A 19715-nucleotide genomic window follows, 5' to 3' on the forward strand; every position below is an offset into this window, starting at 1 on the left:
GCCCTCCTCTGTCCCTATCTAACCTTGCCTGTCGGCAAAGTTCATCACGGTTCAACGGGTGAGGAAGTCCTGTGGAGTTGAGGCAAGGTATCGGCTAGGCTCGGTCCATGATCAGAACTGATGTCCTGCGCCTCGCGCAGGTGCGGGCCGACGCTGCCTCGGGGGCAGCGATGCGTACTCGCGCCGCCGCGCGGCTGTCGCTGTCGGAGATCGCGGACCTGTGTGGGGTGGACCCGTCGACGGTCTGGCGCTGGGAGCGAGGGAAGCGAAGCCCGAGGGGAGAGGCCGCGCTCGCCTATGCGCTCGTCCTCGAGGAGCTGGTCCAGCACCAGCGTCGCCGAGACGAGGTGGCATGAGTAGCGCCCTCACCCGAGCCGAGCTGCTCGCCCTCCCCGCGACCGTCGACCTTGAGACCGCCGGCCGCGCGTTCGGGCTCAAGCGCAGTACGACGTACGCCCTGGCCAAGCGGGGAGAGCTGCCGGTGCGGACTCTGCGGCTCGGCCGCGCGCTGCGCGTCGTCACTGCCGAGCTGCATGAGGCCCTCGGCGTCCGTCCACAGGAAGAGGCCGGGCTCCGCACGGATGTTGGCGCATCCGCCGGAGCCCTCGAACTCTCCAGCTCCGTCCAAGCCTGAACAGTACGACGGCACGGGGTGCGAACGACCAAGCCCGCCCCGTGCCGCCGCAAGGAGACCTCTACATGCAGGAGCCTATCCAGCTCCCCCGCGCGGCCGAATCCGACTCACACTCGAACCCCTTCCGACCTGCCGCACCGAACCCCCTGCGCGTCGCCCTGTGGGTCGCCGCGCAAGGCTGGCACGTCCATCCGCTCACGCCGGGAACCAAGATCCCCGTACGCGGATGCGACCGGTGCTCCCAGGGCAGCAAGCAGCGCCCCAACCCGCAGTACACCGAGCACGACGGGCACGGCTGCCCCTGCATCGCCTCCGGCCGTCCCTGCCACGGAGTGCTCGCCGCGACCAACGACCCTGGCCGGATCACCGGCTGGTGGCACCGCCTGCCTTCCGCCGGCGTGGGGATCGCCGCCGGTCCCTCCGGACTGGTCATCCTCGATGTGGACAGCCACGGGGAATCGGCACCCGCCGACCAGGCGGCCCTGCTCCCCGGTGTCGACCTGCCCCTCGACATCACCCCCGGCAGCATCACGGACGGCCGTGACACGCTCGCCCTGCTCGCCGAAGTGCGGCGCGCGCCGCTGCCCGGCTGTGGCCAGCAGACTCTGACTGTCCTGACGCCGTCCGGCGGAGTGCACTACTGGTTCAAGGCACCCAGGGGCACGACGTGGCGTCCGCTCGCCGGTGCGCTGGGCTGGCAGCTCGACCTGCGCGCCGGGTCCTCGTACGCCGTTGCACCTGGCACGACCACCAAGAAGGGCACGTACACGGCGCTGGGCGACTGCCGGAGCGTCGCGGAGCTGCCTGTCTGGCTGGCCCGCGAGCTCGACCGCACCGGGCACCGAGTACGGCCCGAGCGGCCACGGATCGTGCCACCGTGGCGCAGTCGCTCACTCGGCGGCGGCTACGTCGCCGCTGCGGTACGCCGCGAACTGACCGCCGTCGCCGAGGCGCCATCCGGAACTCGCAACGACGCCGTGAACCGCGCGGCGTTCAGCCTCGGCACGCTCCTGGCTCCCGCATCTCTCGACCGACAGCAGGTCGCTGACGCGCTGCTCGACGCCGCTCGGCACGCTGGCCTGCCGGACCGCGAGGCCGAAGCGGCGATCCGATCGGGCCTGACCGCTGGTGAACGCCAGCCACGCACTCTCAAGGGGGCCGCATGACCACGCCGCTGCCCTACGACGCGGCATCCGCGGCTCGCTCGCTCGTTGCCATACCCGGGGGCCTGAGCAGCCCCGAGCACGACGTGGCACGGCCAGGTCAGCACAAGGGCCCGCCGCAGGTCGAGGTGCTCCGCGCCATCGGACAGAACGAATTCCGGTACCTGCGCAGCAACGGCGACCCCTACGCCGTGCCCTGGGACGGAGCGCCCATCGCCGTACCGCTCAGGGCCAAGGCGCACAGCTCCACCGGCAGCGTCCGCCAGCTGCTCACCGTCCGCTATCTCCAGGCCCATGACCGCACCCCCTCCCAGACGGCGCTCAGCGACGCCGTGGCCGCCCTCGACGCCCTCGCCCTGTCCGCCCCCGAGACAAACCTCTGGCTCCGCGTCGCACCGGATCCGAGCGACCCGACGGTTACATGGCTCGACCTCGGCCGGCCCGACGGCCAGTCCGTACGCATCGCCCCGGACGGCTGGACACTCACCTACCCTGACCCGGGAGAAGGACCGATCTGGCGACGCACCAAGCTGATCGGTGAACTCCCCCTCCCCGAGCGCCCCCAGGGCGGCTGGCAGGCGGGCATTGACACCCTCGCCCAGATGCTTCCGTTCACCGCGGCGACGCTGCCCCTCGCGGTGGCCTGGTGGCTGGCCGCCCTGCGTCCCTCTCTCCCTCGCCCTATCGCCTACCTCACCGGGGAACAGGGCACCGGGAAGACCACTGCGGGGCGGATGCTCGTCGGTCTCCTCGATGGCGCGGCGATCCCGCTCCGCCAAGCGCCGGAGAACCTCAAGGACCTCGGAGTCACCGCCTCGGCCGGCTGGACCCTTCCCTTCGACAACCTCTCGGGAATCCCCAAGTGGATGTCGGACGCCCTGTGCCGCGTCGTCACCGGCGGAGCCCAGGTCAGCCGCGCCCTCTACAGCGACGACGACGTCAGCATTCTGGTCAGCCAGCGCCCCGTGCTGCTCACCGGTATCGACACCGGCGCCATGTCCAACGACCTCGCCGAACGCTCCATGGCGCTTGAACTCCAGCGCATCACCAAGCGCCGCACCCTGGCGGAGCTGTGGGGCGCCTACGAACAGGCGAGCCCCCAAATCCTGGGCGCCCTCCTGGACCTGGCGGTCATGGTGTGGGCCGACCTTCCCCACGCTGCGGCTGCCCTGGTCGATCGCCCGCGCATGGCCGACTTCTCCGAGCTGCTGCACGCGCTGGACCGCGTGACAGGCTGGACGGCCCTGGAGACCTTCCACGGCTCGCAGGACGAACTCGTCGAAGCTGTCCTCGATGGGAACCCGGTCACTGCGGCACTGCGGGACTGGGTGAGCTCACCGAGCTTCCCCACTGGAGGGTGGACCGGCACCATGACCGAGCTGAACGCGGTGCTTTCTGCCCGTTGCAGCCCAGGGGAGCGGTGGCCCCAGACATCCGCTGTCCTCAGCGCCCGGCTCAAGCAGTCGGCGCCGGCCCTTCGCTCCCGGGGCATCAACGTGATCGCCCCGACGAGCAACAAGAACGGCAGGAAGTACACGATCACGTTCACCCCGTAGCCCGGCCCTCCGACCAGCCAGCCGCCCCGGCCCGCGACCACTGCGGACCGGGGCGGCTGTGTACCCGGGGGACGAGAGGGGGACGCCCCGGAGACCAAGGGGACGCGAGGGGGACGCGCCGAACGACGCCCAGATCGCCCGCCCAGCCAGCAACTTCAGGCGAAAGCCGGTTTCGGGTACGCGGGGGGACGCTGTAGGACCCTGTCTTCTCTGTCCCAGAAACAAGGAGGAAAGAGAGGCAGAGAGGACACCGGGAACGTCGTCCCCCCACGTGCTCCGCGTCCCCCTCTGTCCGATGCCGCGACCGGTCGCGCCTCGCGCGCGCGTGCGCGCGTATTGACCGTTTCCTCTTCTGCCCATTGTGGGCCTGTGCCGGATCAGTCCAGGGACCACACGTCTGCTGGTCATAGGGGCGTGTAACTGCCCGAAGAGGAAACGGCCCACCATCGTTAGGTCCACGGTTGCGAGCGACCGGTTGATGAGCCTCCCACGCGCGGGAGACGGCGTGACTGGCCATGCAGCTCCGCTTCGATGGCAGCGGTGACAGAGGCCCACGGGACGGTGGGAGTCCCGAAGAGCGACCAGTAGTCGTACAGCTCTCGGACTACGGCGCTGACACCCAGGCGCGCAGCGGCTGGATCAATCGAACCGATGACCCGCCGCGTGATTCCGCCCGCCCCCCGGGCCGCAGGAGTAATCCCGTGGCTGAGGAGGAGCGTGGCGGTGCGGATGGCGTCCAGCGTCTCTGCTGGTGCCGCCTGGGCGATGCCGCCGTAGATCAAGTCGTGCCAGCCCAGTTGGGTGCGCGCCCAGGCCAGACGTTCCAGTCCGGTGCCAAGGTCCACGGCCATGTGCTCCGGGCTCTCGACGTTCCAGAGGAGGACGATGTCGCCAAGGGTGAGGTCCAGGTGGCGAAAGCGCAGCGTTACACCTGCGACCTGTCGTCGCCGCCACGTCGTGAGACTGCCGTAGATGCTCAGATGCCGGCAGTGGAAGCCGAGCTGGGACAGGACGGACAGCCAGCCATCGAGGATGGATCCGTACGCGTCCAAGTTCTGGACGGGTTGGACGCGGGAGATATTGACGAAGGAGGTGAGGAACCCTTCGCACAGGGCGCCGGCGGTGTCGCGCTGGCCGGTGAAGCGCACGACGGGCTGAGGGAGGAAGCCGGTCCGGTACGTGTGGGGCTTGCCCTCCTTGAGGAGTGGGTCGAGGGCTTGGACTGCGGAGATGGTCAGTTCGGTCTCACGGCCCCATCGGAGCGGGAGACAGGCGGCACGTGGGGCGCCGTTCCTTGCGAAGCCGCTCTCCAGCTCGTCGAGGAGTTCGCGCCATGAGGGCGGGCGGCGGGGTGGCCGATAGGGGGTGCCGCGCTGCGGATGCCGGATCTCGATGCGGGAGTCGGCGACGGTGAACTCCCAGTGCCCGCCTAACGCCGCACGGAGCGCAGCGGGTATCCGTTCCGACAGAGACATTCCGTCTCCACTGGCCGTGCTGGTCATGCTGACCGTGCCGCCATCGCCCGGAAGTGCCGGGCGGGATCGAATCGGTGCTGCCCGATCTCCTGGACCTGTCGGTGGTCGAGGCTATCCGCTCGCTCGATGGCTTGAGCCAGCTGGCGGGCGGCTGTCTCGTCGTCCTCGTCTGGGTTGGCCACGGTGATGGCGCCGGTCTGGTCGCAGAGGGCGGCTTCGGCGCAGGTGCCGGTGCGCCAGGTGAGGGCGGCCATGGGGGTGCCCGCGCGGAGGGACTCTCCGAAGACGGCGGCGCCGGCCTCCACGTAGGTGCGGGCGTAGGTGTAGACGAAGACGGACGCGTCGCGGATGGCGGCGGCCTTGGCGGGGCCGCCGAGTTCGCCGACCCACTTGACGTGGTCCGCGCTGAAGAGCCGGTCGTGGCGTCGTACGTAGCCCTCGTCGAAGACCGGTCCGACGATCCGGATCCGGCGGCCGAGTATCTGAGCAGCACGTACGGCGATGTGCGGAGCCTTCTCCTCGTCGATCCGGCCGAGCCACACGAGGTCGGTACCGGCGACCGCCGGCGGCTCCTCCTCGTTGAGGCCGAGGTGCACGGCGAGCTCGGGTATCGGCTGGTGGTTCGCGTACCGCTCGATCATCTCGGGCGAGTAGCAGTAGAGGCGGGTCCTCTTGCCGTCGAAGGCTGCGCTGGTGTGCTGGAAGACCGGCGAGTGCTGGAACGTGGCGACGTCGCAGTCCAGCGCATTCCAGGTGCGGGTCCAGGCCGGGAGAGAGGGGTACTCGTGTCCCACGACCAGGAGGTCGTATCCGGTGTCGCGGAGCTCGCTCTCGGCGAGTGATCCGGCGGTGATGTCCTCCAAGCGGACCGGCTTACGGACCCAGTCGTTCTCCAGGTCCGTGAGCCAGCCCGGCCCGAGGAGGTGTACGTCGGCGCCTGCGGCCCGGGCGCCTACGGCGACCGCCCACAGCCATCGTTCGATCCCGCCGTACCCGGCGGGTGGAAAGGCGTAGCTACCAGGGAAGTCGCAGACGCCGACGAGCACGTTATGCCTCCGGTGTTCCGTCCGCCGAGATACGGCGGAAGCCGAGATACGGGAAAAGGGATTCGGGAAGGACGAGGGAGCCGTCCTGCTGCTGGCACTGTTCGAGGAGCGCGGCCAGGGTGCGGCCGATGGGCAGGCCGGAGCCGTTGAGGGTGGCGACGAGCTTGGGCTTGCCGTCCTCGCCTCGGGTGCGGATGTTCGCGCGGCGGGCTTGGAAGGTGCCGAAGTTCGAGATCGAGGAGATCTCGCGGTACGTGTTCTGGCTCGGGATCCAGACCTCGATGTCGTAGGTGAGCTGGGCGGAGAAGCCGGTGTCGCCTGCGGCCAGCTTGACGACGCGGTAGGCGAGGCCGAGCTCCTTCAGGCACGCCTCGGCGTGGCCGACCATCGTCTCCAGCGTGGCGTCCGCGTCCGCGGGGTCGACCATCTGGACGATCTCGACCTTGGCGAACTGGTGCTGGCGGATCAGGCCGCGGGTGTCACGACCGTACGAGCCCGCCTCGGAGCGGAAGCACGGCGTGTGGGCGGTGAGGGCCAGCGGCAGGTCGGCTGGCGGGATGATCTCGTCGGCGTAGAGGTTGGTCAGCGGTACCTCGGCCGTCGGGATGAGGAAGAGTTCACGGTCGGCTACGCCGGTCTTGAACAGGTCCTCCTCGAACTTCGGCAGCTGTCCGGTGCCGGTCATCGTCTTGCGGCTGACCAGGTACGGGACCGCGTGCTCGACGTACCCGTGCCGGCGGGTGTGGATGTCGAGGAAGAGCGTCGCCAGGGCGCGCTCAAGGGCCGCGCCCGCCCCGCGGGAGACGACGAACCGGGGGCCCGACAGCTTCGTCGCCCGCGCGAAGTCGAGCATGCCGGTGCTCTCGCCGAGGTCGACGTGGTCCTTCGGCTCGAAGGAGAAGGCCGGCGGGGTGCCGACGCGCCGGACCTCGACCGCGAACTCGTCGGAGTCGCCGTCCGGGGCCGCGTCGTCCGGCAGGTTCGGGATGGTCAGGAGCAGCTCGGTCAGCTCCTCCTGTACCTGCTCCTGCTCGGCGTCGATGTCCCGGATCTGGTCCTTCAGCTCGCGGGCGCGCTCCTTCAGCTTGGAGATGTCGCCGCCCTGCTTGGCCGTCTGCTGGACATCGCTCGCCACCCGCTTGGCCTCCGCCCGCAGCTCGTCGGCTGAGCGGATGCTCTGGTTGCGCCGGGACTGGAGGTCTTCCAGCCGGGACAGGTCCAGGGAGTAACCGCGACGAGCGAGCCGACGAACTGCTTCGGCACCCATTTCAATCAGGGCGCGGGCGTCATGCATGAGGAAGATCCTTTTTATCCAGCGAGTGGGATGGGGATACCGCATCGACGGTAGCAACCGCCGACCCCTCGCTGATCCGCAATATCGTCGAGTCACCATCGGTGGCTGATTCGTGGTGAACGCTCGTATCAAGATCGTCCAGCAGTGCTGTGATGAGGATGGGGAGCTCGTCATCGGGTATGGCGACCGGCTCGACGTACGGGGCCTCCGGGAAGAACAGCGGCATGGGGTCGTCTGGCGAGCGGTCCCAGTGCCAGAGCAGTACGGAGACGAGCAGACCGTGGCCGACGAGTACACGGGGACCGGGGTGCTCCAAGGCGGCGAGGACCCCGGAGAGCATCCTCCGGATGCCCTCGCGCTGGGATTCTGCGGCACCAGGTGGACGCTGCCCCGCACCGTGAGTGTCGAGCCAGACCGCGTATTCGAGGAACGGGCTGCCCTCGAATTCCCCGTAGTCGAGTTCGTTCAGCTGGCCATCGACAACCAACGTGGCCGCGGGAACGCCCATCAGAAGAGAAGTCGTCTGCTTGGCTCGCGGGAATTCGCTGGTCAGCCACGTGGACACGGAGTGTAAGGGGAGGATGGTCCAGGCACGGCTCAGTGACTGCCGGCCTTCCTCATTGAGGTGGATGTGCTTGGTCGGGTCGCCATTGACGAGGTACCGCTTGCTGTAGTTCGTCTGACCGTGGCGAACGATGTAGGTGGTCACGTTCCGCTCCGTGAAGTCGATGCCGAGAGGTCGGAGAGCACTCCCGCCATCTGCGGTGCTCTCGGGTCGTCGGTCTCCAGGTAGAAGAGGAGACCGTCGAGGGCGAGCAAGCGGCACCAGGGCGCGAGTACGGGGATGGGGATCCGGGAGATGCGTGAGGCAGTGGTCAGCCGCTCCCCGGTCTCGCGGGCAAGGTCGTAGTAGATGGTCCAGAACGCCCAGTCGAACGCCGGGTCACCCACCATGGGGAGCGGGTCGATCAGGCGCGGGTGCGCCAGCCAGTCGAAGGGCACGTTCTCCCGGTACAGGTCCGCGTGCAGGACCGTCACCCGGCTCGGGTCTTCCTCAAGGTCGGTGAGTTCCGGGAGGGTGGCGTCAACGAGAGGGCGCCAGGAGCCGGTGTCGAGCGCGTGCTCCCGTCGCCGGATCCGGGGGAGGACTTCCCCGTCGAGGTAGGTGGCGAGCCGGGGGAAGTCGTTCGGTCGGTTTCTGCGCCGCCCGAGGGTGTGGAGTCCCTGAAGGGCCGCGGCGACCATCGGCGTCTCCCGCGCCGGCCGATCCGCTCCCCCTGGCCGCCCCCCAACGAGTTCGAGGGCGGCCACAGCCAGATCGTCCGCAGCCTCCAGGACGTCTGCCGTGGGTCCACCGGCCCACAGGCGCAGAGCGTCCACCTCGTGGCGGTACCGGTCGGGGTCGACCCAGGCTTTGAGGAGCAGCGGACGCCCGTCGAGGTCGGTCGCCGTGGCGATCACCGAGGCGTGTCCAGCGTCGAAGTAGTCCCTGAGGGAGAGCTCCCAGCGTTCCGCAGCCCCCGCTAGCAGGCCCGGGGCTGCTTCGATCCATCCCTCGACTCCGTTGCCGTAGTGCGCGAGCAAGCGCCGCCGGCAGCCTGCGGGGATCTCTCCGAGCGTCCGCTTCAGCATCAGCTCAGCACGATCCCGTCGGAGACGAGCTCGTCCGTCAGGGCCGGGAACTCGGTGAGGATCTCCGCGACCAGGGCCTGCACCTTGTCGACCTCGGCGTCGGGAGCGGAAAGGCGGACGAGGATGCGCCAGGGCTCATCGAGCCGCTGCCCGGTGGTGCTCACGAGGTGCACCTCCGCGTGGCCCGCGGTCGCCTCGTGGAGCCGGGAGGCCAGCCGCTGCGCGGCGATGTTGTAGAGCTTGCCGACGTGGTAGACGGGGTTCTTGCCATTCGCCCCCTCCAGGTTCATCGGCCGCAGCGGCGTGATGAGACCGTTCACGCGGTTGCCTCGGCCGACGACGCCCTCGTCACCGGACTCGATGGAGCTGCCGGTGTACGTCAGGTACAGCTCGTCCTTCTCCGGCACGTCCCGGGCGTTCAGCCGGAAGCGGGTCTCCGCCCCGGACATCCGGAGGGCGGCGAGCCGCTGGCACTCGGCCAGAACGCTCTCCGCGTTGCGGACGTACTCCGCCCGGCTGGCGACATGGCGCGACTTCTGGGGGACGCACAGCACGACGTCCGCCCGCTCTCCGTCCCAGTAGCCCATGAGCTTGACGTCGGAGCCGCACCAGGCGTGGGCGAGGGTGAAGTCACTCTCGCCGGAGAAGTGGTCCACCAACTCGCGGACGAACGACTCGAACGGGTTCTCCGGCGCCCAGCCCGTCCCGAGGGACGTGTCATTGGACAGCCGCACCCTCCGCTCGCGGAGGTCGTCGATGGAGCGCGGGTTGAACCAGCGGGTGCGGTCCGGCACTCCGTCGCCGGTGAGAACGGCGCCTGGGCTGGAGTTGCTGGTGATGTTGAACGTGATGTCGATGTGGTTCAACACCTCGGGGAGCCGCTCGCCGAAGAATGCCCTCACCTCAGCCTCGATGATCTCCTTGACGGGGATCCGCTCCCCGCCACACATGGGCGCGGCCCGCCCGTTGACCAGGACGCGGACGGGGGACGTCATCCCGCCGGCGCCGTAGCGGACCTCGCTGGCCCCACCGAGGAGGGCGAGCTTGTCGAAGTTGTGGTGCAGGACGGCACCGAAGTGCTGGACGGTGTAGTGGCTGTAAGCGCGGGACAGCCGCTCGGCGAGGTGGTCTGCCAGGGTGTCCGGGTGGCCGAGGCCTTTGCGCTCCACGATGGTCGTCGCGTCCGGCGTGGCCCTGCCAGTCTCGATGACGAGGTGGCTGTTTCCGATGGTCGTGCTCGTACGAGGCATCACGAACTCCCAATCAGGATCGGAGAAGGGGTGAGCGCAGGCGTCAGAGCGCCTGGTCGAGCGAGAGAGCGGAGGTTCAGCGGGGAACGCCAGCGGCACGAAGGAACGAGACAACCCGAGCAAGCTCCGTGCATGCGGCTGCGGGATGCTCTTCGGTAGTGAGCCGGTCGACGTCGTGCGTGAAGATCAAGTCGAGGTCCGATGGCCGCCGCCGATCGAGCCAGAGAAGCAGGCGCCAGGCCAGCACTGGACCCTCCAGCGGCAGCTCTGACATGCGATCGACTGGGATGCGGCCAGGCAACGCGTCCTCGTAGATCAGATCGCGGACGAGGTGAAACACCACGTCCGCGTAGTCCACGACAGCCGGACCGCGTCCGCTGGCCTCCCAGTCCACGACATGCAGGCCCCCACCATCGACCAGCAGGTGCTCGGGTTTGAGATCTCCGTGGAGGTGGACGACTGGATGCGATTCGAGCGGCCGGAGGGCCCTCTCCATCGCCGCCCACCAGGGCTTGGTCCTGCAGCGCCCGGAGAGCTGGGCCAGGAGGAAGTAGTGCTGCGTCGCAGGGTCGCCTGGACCCGCCGTCCAGCCAGATCCGGGCGGGAGACCAGCAGCGGGCTGATGCAGCCGGCCAGCCACATCAAGAACGTGGCCGAGGTACTCCTCGATCGCCCTGTCCGTGCCGATCGAGCAAGGAGTCCCGGGCAGCATCCGGAACACGGTCCAGGAACCGGAACTGTCCTGGCCTGTGGCCAGGACGGCTGGTACCGAGAAGCCTCGAATCGCAGCGAGCCCGACCGTCTCGACCTCACGCAGGCGCCGACCCTCCGGGTCTATGCCGAGGTAGACCTTCATCAGCGCACTGCCGTCCACCGACCGCCGCGTCCTGGAGTACGGCTTGACGGTCGCCAACCCGAACGGACCGAGACGGTGTTCGGTCTCTAGCTCTGTCGCCTCAACGTTGAACCCCATCTCACCTCCGCCTTCCGTGTCCGCTTGAGTGGTACAGACGGAGGCGAGGTGGCCCCGCCGCCGTGCTTGCGCCAAGTAAGCCCGACTCCCCCCAGTTCGGCAGTGGACAGGGTTAACAAGGGGCTCCGTTAACTGTTAACTCCCCACGCCAGAGGCCCCTTTGGCCGCATGATGAGAAGGGGCGGACCGCGAGGTGTTTCGGGGGAGCGATGAAGTCCAGGAGCAGGCTCCAAGAGGTAAGGCAGAGCCGCGGATGGAGACAGGGCGACCTCATTGACGCCTTGGTCGGCGCCGCTGAGCGCCTCGGCGTCGAATCGCCCTCAGCGGCCAGCTGGAAGACGCTCATCTCCATGTACGAGAACGGCCGGCGCCCGGTGAGCGCGGATCACCAGCAGCTCTTCCGTGAGGCGTACCAGGCAACGGACCGGGAGCTCGGCTTCCCGGAGTCCGAGTTGCTCTTGGGCGGCCAGACACCGCACCCGACCGGTTCCTTCCTGCGGACCAAGTTCCCCGTGCCTGTCAGCCCCGAGATGTTGCGGTACCTGACGTCCCTCCTCGACCAACACGCGCAGGCCGAGCCGCTTGTCGGCCCGCAATTCCTGATGGCCCCTGTCCAGAGCCAGATGCCCCTCATCGAGCAGATGTGCCGAGATGTGTACGGCCCCTTACGCGAAGACGTGCTGCGCATCGGCGCGAGATACACAGAGTTCCTGGGCTGGCTGCATCAGGACACAGGCCGCGCGGACGAGGCCATGCGGTGGACCGGCCTGGCGATGGAGTACGCCCAAGAGCTGGGTGACCCGATGCTGATCGCGTACCTGTTCCAGCGCCGCAGCAACATCGCCACCGAGGCAGGACACGCAGGCCACGGTGCGGGGCTCGCCGGCGCCGCCCTCCGGTACGCCGCTGAACTCTCACCCCGGGTCCACGCCGTCGTGCTGCGCCAACTCGCGAACAGCAAGGCCAGCCTCGGAGAGCATGCCGAGACCGCTCGCGCCATCGACCAGGCCCTTGTCGCTGCCGACAGAGGCGATGACGCAGACCCCATGGCTGGGTACTGCTCGGTGGCGTACATCGAGATGGAGGGTGCGAACTGCAACGTGCGCCTGGAGCGGCCCACCCAAGCAGTGGAGACCTACCGGGAGAGCCTGAGCCACTGGCCGGCGGTGCAGGAGCGTGACCGCGGCTTATGCCTCGCCAGGCTCGCTACGGCGAACGCCATCCTCGAGGACGTTGAAGGCGCCCACCAGGCTGCTGAGCAAGCCCTCGGGATCGCCCAACGAACAGGCTCGGCACGCATCCTCAACGAGCTGTACCGACTTCAGACCCGTCTTGCGCGTTGGCACAAGCTGGTGGAAGTTTCAGAATTGAACAGGGAGCTGGACACCATGAAGAGGGTCGCTCCCTAGCCGACTTGAGGGAGTGCTGTGAACCTGCTGCCGACCGCCACGAGCACAGACGTCCAAGAGCAGCAGCCTCGTGTCGCCGTTCTCCCAATCGGATCCTTCGAGCAGCACGGCCGCTACCTACCGCTCATCACGGACACGGCTATCGCGTGCATCATCAGTCAGGAGATCGCCAACGCCTACCCCGTGCACCTGCTTCCCCCGATCACCATGTCGTGCAGTCACGAGCACGCATCGTTCCCAGGCACCGTCAGCATCAGCGCCAAGACTCTGTTCGCCGTGGTCGACGACATCCGGGCCTCCCTCGCACGATCTGGCATAACCAAGCTGGTGATCGTGAACGGGCACGGGGGGAACTACGTCCTGTCGAATATCGCTCAGGAGGCCAACGTCGACGGCCCCGCTGTGTCCCTCTTCCCGCTCGGATCGGACTGGGACCGCGCGCGGGACTACGGAGGACTGACCTCGGACCGGCACGGCGACATGCACGCCGGCGAGATCGAGACCTCCATCCTCCTGCACGCCGCCCCAGAGCTGGTGCGGGAGGGCTACACCGACGCGGACCACGATGGCGGCTCCCGCACCTTCCTCCTCGCGCAGGGGATGAGCGCGTACACGGATTCCGGAGTGATCGGCTATCCGTCCTACGCCACCGAGGGGAAGGGGAAGGCCGTACTGGAAAGCCTGACGGCGAGTTTTGCCGCTCACCTCGACGCTCTTGGCGAGCAGAGGTAAGAACCTTGCGGACGTTGTTGCGTCCACGGCGTCTGGTCAGAGCGCATTGCGACCGAGGACCTTCATCACTGCGTGACGGCTGGGTCGCCATGACGATGGTTGGGGTGCGAAGCCGGGTGCCCCGCACCCCAACCGACTACTCGTCCTCGAAGCCGTACTGCTCGAACTTCAGAGTCCGGGCGTTTTCACTGACGGTGCGGACCTTCTCGTCGGGGTACCCGTTCTCACAGTGAGCCTCGATCTCCAGCCGGATCTTGACCTCGGCTCCTGCTACGGACCGGAGGTGCGGAAGGATCTCTTCGACAAACCTGGCGAAGTCACGACCGCTGCGCTCGGCGTCCACGGGGTACGAGCCGAAGAACCTGACGTTACGGATCAGCTCGGCCTCAGGTGCGCTTGGGGCGCTGTCATCGAGGGGCTGGGCCGCAGGCACGTCAGCATCGACATCCGCGGTCTGGTCAACTTGGAATTGGGCTGCGGCAGCACTAGCAGCGGCATCTCTGCGCGCGGCTGCTGCCTTTGCTGCCTCTTCCTGTTCCCTCTGGCGCTGCTCGTTCGCACGCTCCGGTTGGACGAGGAGCGTTGCATCGGTCGGGTGGCCGAAGGAGTCCTGCATGGGCAGGGAGAGCCCGGTGTAGGTCCCGGTGGCGTCGTCATAGCCCTCTGCGAGGGCGAAACCCTCTGCCTCCCACGTGATGCCTTCGGACAGCACAGAGAGCACAGCTTGTTCCAAGACGGACCGGTCCCTGAGCCGCATCAGATAGGGATGCTTGCGGTAGAACCCCCAGAGGGCACCAAGGGAGACGTGTCCGGTGTCCCAGACTGAGCTCAGGTGAGTGTCCAAGTCCCGGCGAAGGTTGCGGGTACCGAACTCAGTGGCGAGGACCCCTTCACTGGTCAGCACCCTTGAGGCCCTTACGGCAAGCCGGTCCTCGCTTCCTTCGCAACGGAATGGCCTGAGCACGTACTCGCGGTCGCCGCGCAACTGCTCGGGCACGATCAGCCAGGTGTACGTTCCTGAAATTCTCAGGTTCACGGTCTCGTCGGCCTGCACACAACGACTCTCGGCGAGGCTTGCCTGCTGGGCAGTGAGGTTGAGCCCCGCCTCGCCTCGGCCGGCGTACGCGTCCTTCCACGCCAAGTAGTCGCGGACAGCGTCCTCGAGCTCCAGAAGTCGACGCTCATCAGGGGCGAGAAAAGCCAGCTGGTTCACGTTGATGCGCTGGGCGGAACCGCGCTGCTTGAGGCACTTGGCTACGAATTCGAGAGCCTTGGTGTCCTTCTGAGACTTGATGTGGACGAACTTGGGGTGGAGCAGAACCAGACGGGCCTCTTCAAAGTCGGGTACACCATCGGTGCCTTCGGGTGCGGGATGTACTCGTGCGAAATGGCCTGTCGATTTCAGCGGGTTCCGGCGCAGCCGTTCCGCGATCTCCGCCCACACTTCCTCAGGGCGCTCCCGAAGTGCCTCGGCACGGTCTTGGACGTACCGAGCAATGGATGCCTGGGTGCTGTAGTAGTAGCGGCCGCTCTCCGGGTAGAAGAAGGTAGTGCGCTGACCAAGGAGATCCAGAGCGGAACCGAAGTTTCCGATGGTGTCTCCGGGAATGGCCACACCCAGCCAGACGTATTGGCGGTCGATGCCCTTGTGGTCGCTGTTGAGGGTGGGCGCAGATCCGAAGAACACAGTACGAGCGAGTCGGCGCGTGAGACGCCGCTGGCCGAACGTGGTGCGTTCGTCATCAATGCGGACCGGGATGGAGCCTTCGCCATCCACGTCTGTGGAGATGATGACCTTCCACTCGTCATCGAGGTACTGGTTGAGTTCACTGACGACCTTAGGGTCCTGCAATGGGATCGAGCCAGGCATGATGAGCGGGCTCGGGTCATTCGCTTCCCAGAGCGCATGGACGATGGTGCTCATCATGCGCAGCACGCCACGGGTGCGCTGGAACCGCTCCAGCGTTGACCAGTCCTTGTAAAGGCGGTCGAAGAGCTCAGGGTGTATCGGGTAAGCCGCCTTGATCCGGTCCTCGTAAGCACCTTCGGAGCACTCACGCGGGAATTCACCGTGCTTGGATCGATAGAACTCGACGAACTGACGTGCTACCGCACCGATTTCAGCCTTTCCCTCGGCGTCGGTCTCCTCGAAGAGTCGTCGGCGAACGATTTCGAAGGACTCTTGAGGTGTTGCTGCTTGCCACGGGTATGCGACACGTCGGACGATGTTCTGCAGACGCTTGAGCGCCGCCTTTCCGTGCAGGCCACCAATCTCGAGGTCACTGGCGCCGGTGGACTCTGCGTCGCTGCCGTCGGCCTTGTCAGATGCGGGGATGGATACGACAAGCAGGGCGCCCGGCACCGCCTTGACCGCTTCGGTGAGGGTCTGGGCAAATGTGAACTGACTGTCGAAGGTGCCGGCGACGAGGTTGTCGCTACCGTAGAGCTCACGCGCGTAGGCAACCCACTCATCAATGAGGATGAGACAGGGACTGTGCTCGGCGATCAGATGCTGGAGCGCCCGCCCAGGGCTTTTGCCAGCCTCGTCACTTTCTGCGATCTTGTCGTACGCTGCCCGGCCACCAAGCTGCCAGGCGAGCTCACCCCACATGGTGTTGACGTGGGTCCCATCGTTCTTCACCTCGCCCTCCGCAGCACTGAGCCGGTTCCCGACGAGTGTGACGCGCTTGATCTCGTCGACGGCGTCCCAGTCGACGTCAGTCCCTGCGATGAGGTCGTGCAAATCCTGGGGGAAATCGGCCAGAGGTGTGCGTGATGCCAAGTGGTACAGGGCCAGCATCGAGTGGGTCTTGCCCCCACCGAAGTTGGTCTGGAGGTTGATAACGGGATCGGCGGTTGTGTCGCCGGCCAACCGTCGGGCTGCGAGTGTGAGCAGGTTCTGAAGGCCGGCAGTGAGGTACGTCCGCTCGAAGAAGCGGACAGGGTGCACGTATTCCTCACCGCCCTCGTTGCGGGATACTCCGTCAAGGTCGGCTGCGAACTCCGCGGAGGCGTATCGGCCTGCTGCCACATCACGATGCGGTCGGATGATCTCGCGCCAGGGCTTGATGGTCTGTCCCCTGCCGATCAGGCCGGGAACGCCCACCGCTGCGCGGACGGACTCCTTAACTGCCTCGCGAGTCTCCGAGTCGTACATCACTCGCAGGAGGTTCTGCTTCTCCTTGCGCGCAGATGTGGCCAGCTGGGGGTCCCCAACGGCCGTCAGAAGACGCTCGATCAGGTCCAGCACATGGGATGCATCCTCAGGGCTGTATCGCTCGTTCTGAGCCCACCTATTGTGGTGGTCCAGGAGAAGAGAGGCAATCGACTGCTCCGCGCGGGACAGCTTATCGCTGAATCCGGCTTGCCACCCTTCGGTGATTGCCATGAGCAGTACAGCCGCATCCGACTTAGAGTAGACCCGGTTCGATCCAAGCTCTTGGACATCGCGGGCTTCGAGGGCTTTAATCCAGTCGCCCCCATGCGGTGTAGAAGCAGTCATGATTTTGTCAACGAAGGGCTCTAGGCCCTCTGCCAACAATTCAAAACCGTTGCCGACCCGCTCGCGGTTGCTCGTCGCCATCGCTTTCCTTGTCCCCGTACTCTCGTAGCTACTTCATTTATCTCTGTCGCACTTATCGCCGGGCAGGTCGGCGACTAGTCAGCTGACTATTGATCGCTACTCGTCAAAGGTGAAACCCTCTTGAACTGGCTTTTGCGTCGCGATGGCCTGCTTTCGAGCAGTCGTTGTCAAGTCAGACCAGGACTGGCCGAGGCCGTTGAACAAGATTGCGTCCTGAGTGAGGCTTCGCTTCTCGCAGATAGAGAAGAGTAGATACGCGAGTTCTTGTGCCGCGTCCATATCTACGCGAGTGCGAGCCGCAGCCATGAGGCGTGCAGCCGCCTCGCCTCCCTCCTCGTCGAGAGCCTTGGCGAGGTAGAGGACGACTTCCCACAGGCTAATGCGGTCGTCGGTCTCGGGGTGCCAATCAGAAGGCAGGTCGGAGAAAGGAATGAGGCGAGCCTTGCCGGCTACAGCGCGAAACGCGCCTCCTCGTTGCACGCGTTCTACAGACGTGTTACGCCCGCGCGCCATGTTGTCGGCATCTCCGAATTCTCCTTCGCTCCATCCGAAGTGCTTGAACCATTGCACGCAGAATCGAGTATCAGCGTCGAAGTCGCCTTCTTGTTCGGATAGGACCTCGTCGAGAATCTGGTTGATCAAAATCAGTGCAGTCCGAACGGTCATCGGCTTACCGTCAGCCTCTAGGACTTGCTTATGGCGAGAGAAGACCGCCATTCCGGGGCCAATAGCAGCTTGGGCGAGGTCGACCGGGGCGATTGCGCCCTGTTGCAGTTCATTCAGCTTTACCGGCATCTCATCCTTGAGGGCGGCAAGGAAAGTTCGGCGACTGATTGATTCCGCAGTTTCTGGGCGTGGGCGGCATGCGAGAACAATCGAAGAGGCGAGTGCGTTGCTCGCGTTGTGACGTGTCCTACCAGTCCGTTCCGTGCGCATGGGCCACGTTCCGGTCACAGCCCACCCTGACCTTAGAAGACCGGCGAGCAGAGTCTCCCAGCCTGTAGAAGCTTCACCCAGGTCGTCGGTTTCAGATTGCTTAAAGGCATAGAAAACCGAAATGGGTGCATCCGGATAGGCGTCATTTCGGATGTTGGAGAAGATTCGCTCAAAACCAGATTCAAAGAATTTTTCGGCTTCAGCCTTGCCGTTGTGCCGGAACGGGTCTGCAACCAGTTCCTCGCGCTTCGGAGTCAGCATTGTTCCGAGGGCTGCGGGCATCGTCTTGCCGAGCATTGAGCGGAGCCACACATAGAAGAAATCGGAAAGATCCGCGTATCCGACGTTGTCGTAGTAGGGGGGGTCGGTTGACACGAGGACCTTAGAAAACTCGCGTGTGGAAGCGTCACGCTGGGTTACGGACGCGACTCCCTTTGCCGGAAGCCGTTCGAGCGGCTTGCAGACTGCAGGAATCATGATTTCTAGCGTCCCCGATGAAGGGCCGAAAACATTTCCCTCGGCGAAGTCCCAGGTCATTTGGATTGCCTGCCGAGAAAATGCTCCTCGAAGGATTTCCATCTGTGGGTTGCTTGCCCAGGTGGTGATGGTTGAGGAGTAATCGGAGGTGCGACTTACCGCGAAGGCAAGATAGGTAGCTACTGCGTCGGCATATGCTTCTGCTCCGATGCCACCGGATTCCAGGCCATCCCCAGAAGGGATGCCGGCGGCAATTGCATCCTTGAAGACGTGAGTGCGGGCTTCATGAACCAAGCCGCTGAATGTTGAAAGTGCCACGAGCTGCCTATGCGTGAAGAGGTCGGCGTGGTGCCTCATCCCGTAGCCTTGAACTCGAAATCCCAAGGCGGCTTCTGGGAGCTCTGTCTCAGGGATGTCATCGGGGCGGGCAACCAGTGCTGCCTGCTCATGCTCTTCGGTGGGGGCGAGGTAGATGCGGCGGCGCTTCCCCTCTGCCACGGTGGCCATTAGCTGCTGACCCATACGGCCAGTTTTACCCTGCTCGCGTACGTAAGCCAGTGGCACGGCATCACCGCATCCCACGCACACAGCCCCTGTGCGCTGCACCGTCCCGTCGTCTCCCCTCTTCGGGGCTTGTTTGACGTCATGTCCGATTTCAAAGGTTACGCGGTCGGACTCGACCCTTGGGACGATAAAAGCCTCTTTACCCTTCTTCTTTCCCAGCCACCAAGACTTGACCAGTGGCATCTGAATTCCACAGGCGGGGTTCGGGCAGCGAACGGTCCTAGCCCAAATCCAAGCGATAACGTTGGCTTTGCTGCCGTCTTCGAGCTTTGCCTTCGGGTATAGGTGGCCAATCCGCTTTTCGGCCTCGTCGCGCATCCACTTCCCGTAGCGTCGGACGTCCTCAGCTAGACCAGAAGCCTTGGGCCATGTGTCAGCTACATGCTCTTCAGCTGCTCCGGGAAACACCGGGGGCTGGCCGGCCCACATCGATGGAATCTCGATCAACGCCTTGTTGATCAAAATCGGCACAGGGTTCAGGTCCGACGCGTGTGCCTCCAGACCAAGCCGCTGCGCCTCGAGCGGGATGGAGCCTCCACCTGCGAATGGATCGAGGATCGGCGGAGGGTTCCCATCCGTAGACTTCAGAATCTCCTCATGCGCCTCGCGCAGGAGTGCATCGTCGGTCGTGTTTTCCCAGACCACAAGGCGTTCGATCAGCTGGAAGAGTCGCTGTCGCTCAGCGTTGACTGCCGCCTCAGTCGGAAATTTGTCCGGGTGGGAAGACGGATCGTCGACGAGCTGGGCGAAGAGAACGGCACGACATGCGGCCAGGGGGCGACGGGCCCACCAGAGGTGGAGAGTGGACGGGTGGCCGTGCCGGATGGACTTTTCACGCGCGGATTCGCGGTTGATGGCTTCCAGCGGCAGCGCAACTTCGATTAGCTTCCGCTTGGGCACAGTCGTCATCAGGGACGCTCTTCTCTCCAGGCCGGGGGGACGCAGGGATTTCCGTTCGGCAGAACGTCAGCCCAGTCGTCCAGTATGGCCC

At 65.8% G+C, this 19715-nt stretch carries 15 protein-coding genes; 6 read left to right on the forward strand and 9 right to left on the reverse strand.

The features are described 5' to 3' along the window. The first annotated feature begins 107 nt into the window (after positions 1 to 107). The 4 genes from OG386_RS23615 (at position 108) to OG386_RS23630 (ending at position 3353) form a co-directional block, all read left to right on the forward strand. The gene (locus OG386_RS23615; protein ID WP_328789773.1) at positions 108 to 356 is read left to right on the forward strand and encodes a helix-turn-helix domain-containing protein; all 249 of its coding nucleotides are present in this window, start codon (positions 108 to 110) and stop codon (positions 354 to 356) included. Further along, a complete protein-coding gene (locus OG386_RS23620; protein WP_046777500.1) occupies positions 353 to 634 on the forward strand; it encodes a hypothetical protein in 282 nt (93 codons plus the stop codon). Before OG386_RS23615 ends, OG386_RS23620 begins: the two co-directional genes overlap by 4 nt. A 65-nt stretch (positions 635 to 699) precedes the next feature. Beyond that, entirely contained in the window at positions 700 to 1800 is a 1101-nt protein-coding gene (locus OG386_RS23625; RefSeq protein WP_328789774.1) for a bifunctional DNA primase/polymerase, read from the forward strand. Then, positions 1797 to 3353, forward strand: a complete 1557-nt coding sequence (locus OG386_RS23630) for a hypothetical protein (protein WP_328789775.1) — start codon at positions 1797 to 1799, stop codon at positions 3351 to 3353. The genes OG386_RS23625 and OG386_RS23630 overlap by 4 nt, the downstream gene beginning before the upstream one ends. Positions 3354 to 3802: 449 nt before the next feature. On the opposite strand, the gene OG386_RS23635 is transcribed toward OG386_RS23630, so the two are convergent. From OG386_RS23635 to OG386_RS23665, 7 genes are all read right to left on the reverse strand, one after another. Continuing rightward, complete coding sequence (locus OG386_RS23635; protein WP_328789776.1) at positions 3803 to 4828, reverse strand: hypothetical protein; 1026 nt, start codon at positions 4826 to 4828, stop codon at positions 3803 to 3805. 23 nt (positions 4829 to 4851) lie between these two features. Next, complete coding sequence (locus OG386_RS23640) at positions 4852 to 5874, reverse strand: glycosyltransferase (RefSeq protein WP_328789777.1); 1023 nt, start codon at positions 5872 to 5874, stop codon at positions 4852 to 4854. Between the two features lies 1 nt (position 5875). Further along, on the reverse strand, positions 5876 to 7168 hold the full coding sequence (gene serS, locus OG386_RS23645) for a serine--tRNA ligase (RefSeq protein ID WP_328789778.1): 1293 nt from the start codon (positions 7166 to 7168) through the stop codon (positions 5876 to 5878). Further along, a complete protein-coding gene (locus tag OG386_RS23650) occupies positions 7161 to 7877 on the reverse strand; it encodes a histidine phosphatase family protein (RefSeq protein ID WP_328789779.1) in 717 nt (238 codons plus the stop codon). Before OG386_RS23650 ends, serS begins: the two co-directional genes overlap by 8 nt. Further along, positions 7874 to 8800, reverse strand: a complete 927-nt coding sequence (locus tag OG386_RS23655) for an aminoglycoside phosphotransferase family protein (protein ID WP_328789780.1) — start codon at positions 8798 to 8800, stop codon at positions 7874 to 7876. The genes OG386_RS23650 and OG386_RS23655 overlap by 4 nt, the downstream gene beginning before the upstream one ends. Beyond that, a complete protein-coding gene (locus OG386_RS23660; protein WP_328789781.1) occupies positions 8800 to 10050 on the reverse strand; it encodes a methionine adenosyltransferase in 1251 nt (416 codons plus the stop codon). Before OG386_RS23660 ends, OG386_RS23655 begins: the two co-directional genes overlap by 1 nt. A gap of 76 nt (positions 10051 to 10126) precedes the next feature. Next, positions 10127 to 11023 (reverse strand): aminoglycoside phosphotransferase family protein, encoded by an 897-nt coding sequence (locus OG386_RS23665; RefSeq protein WP_328789782.1) that lies wholly within the window; start codon positions 11021 to 11023, stop codon positions 10127 to 10129. Between the two features lie 350 nt (positions 11024 to 11373). Here OG386_RS23665 and OG386_RS23670 point away from each other — a divergent pair, with 350 nt between their 5' ends. Both OG386_RS23670 and OG386_RS23675 read left to right on the forward strand, forming a co-directional pair. Further along, complete coding sequence (locus OG386_RS23670; protein ID WP_328789783.1) at positions 11374 to 12432, forward strand: hypothetical protein; 1059 nt, start codon at positions 11374 to 11376, stop codon at positions 12430 to 12432. A gap of 18 nt (positions 12433 to 12450) precedes the next feature. Next, entirely contained in the window at positions 12451 to 13164 is a 714-nt protein-coding gene (locus OG386_RS23675; RefSeq protein ID WP_328789784.1) for a creatininase family protein, read from the forward strand. Between the two features lie 136 nt (positions 13165 to 13300). Here OG386_RS23675 and OG386_RS23680 read toward each other — a convergent pair whose 3' ends face one another. Further along, the gene (locus tag OG386_RS23680; RefSeq protein ID WP_328789785.1) at positions 13301 to 16747 is read right to left on the reverse strand and encodes a DUF499 domain-containing protein; all 3447 of its coding nucleotides are present in this window, start codon (positions 16745 to 16747) and stop codon (positions 13301 to 13303) included. Between the two features lie 96 nt (positions 16748 to 16843). Then, positions 16844 to 19633, reverse strand: coding sequence for a DUF1156 domain-containing protein (locus OG386_RS23685; RefSeq protein ID WP_328789786.1), 2790 nt, complete (start codon positions 19631 to 19633; stop codon positions 16844 to 16846). Positions 19634 to 19715 lie beyond the last annotated feature (82 nt).

This window comes from Streptomyces sp. NBC_00273, assembly GCF_036178145.1.
Lineage (GTDB): Bacteria > Actinomycetota > Actinomycetes > Streptomycetales > Streptomycetaceae > Streptomyces.

Bases quoted from the DNA above. Each gene is read 5' to 3' on its own strand.
- OG386_RS23615 (WP_328789773.1), top strand. From the start codon at position 108: ATGATCAGAACTGATGTCCTGCGCCTCGCGCAGGTGCGGGCCGACGCT.
- OG386_RS23620 (WP_046777500.1), top strand. From the start codon at position 353: ATGAGTAGCGCCCTCACCCGAGCCGAGCTGCTCGCCCTCCCCGCGACC.
- OG386_RS23625 (WP_328789774.1), top strand. From the start codon at position 700: ATGCAGGAGCCTATCCAGCTCCCCCGCGCGGCCGAATCCGACTCACAC.
- OG386_RS23630 (WP_328789775.1), top strand. From the start codon at position 1,797: ATGACCACGCCGCTGCCCTACGACGCGGCATCCGCGGCTCGCTCGCTC.
- OG386_RS23635 (WP_328789776.1), bottom strand. From the start codon at position 4,828: ATGTCTCTGTCGGAACGGATACCCGCTGCGCTCCGTGCGGCGTTAGGC.
- serS (WP_328789778.1), bottom strand. From the start codon at position 7,168: ATGCATGACGCCCGCGCCCTGATTGAAATGGGTGCCGAAGCAGTTCGT.
- OG386_RS23655 (WP_328789780.1), bottom strand. From the start codon at position 8,800: ATGCTGAAGCGGACGCTCGGAGAGATCCCCGCAGGCTGCCGGCGGCGC.
- OG386_RS23660 (WP_328789781.1), bottom strand. From the start codon at position 10,050: ATGCCTCGTACGAGCACGACCATCGGAAACAGCCACCTCGTCATCGAG.
- OG386_RS23665 (WP_328789782.1), bottom strand. From the start codon at position 11,023: ATGGGGTTCAACGTTGAGGCGACAGAGCTAGAGACCGAACACCGTCTC.
- OG386_RS23670 (WP_328789783.1), top strand. From the start codon at position 11,374: ATGTACGAGAACGGCCGGCGCCCGGTGAGCGCGGATCACCAGCAGCTC.
- OG386_RS23680 (WP_328789785.1), bottom strand. From the start codon at position 16,747: ATGGCGACGAGCAACCGCGAGCGGGTCGGCAACGGTTTTGAATTGTTG.
- OG386_RS23685 (WP_328789786.1), bottom strand. From the start codon at position 19,633: ATGACGACTGTGCCCAAGCGGAAGCTAATCGAAGTTGCGCTGCCGCTG.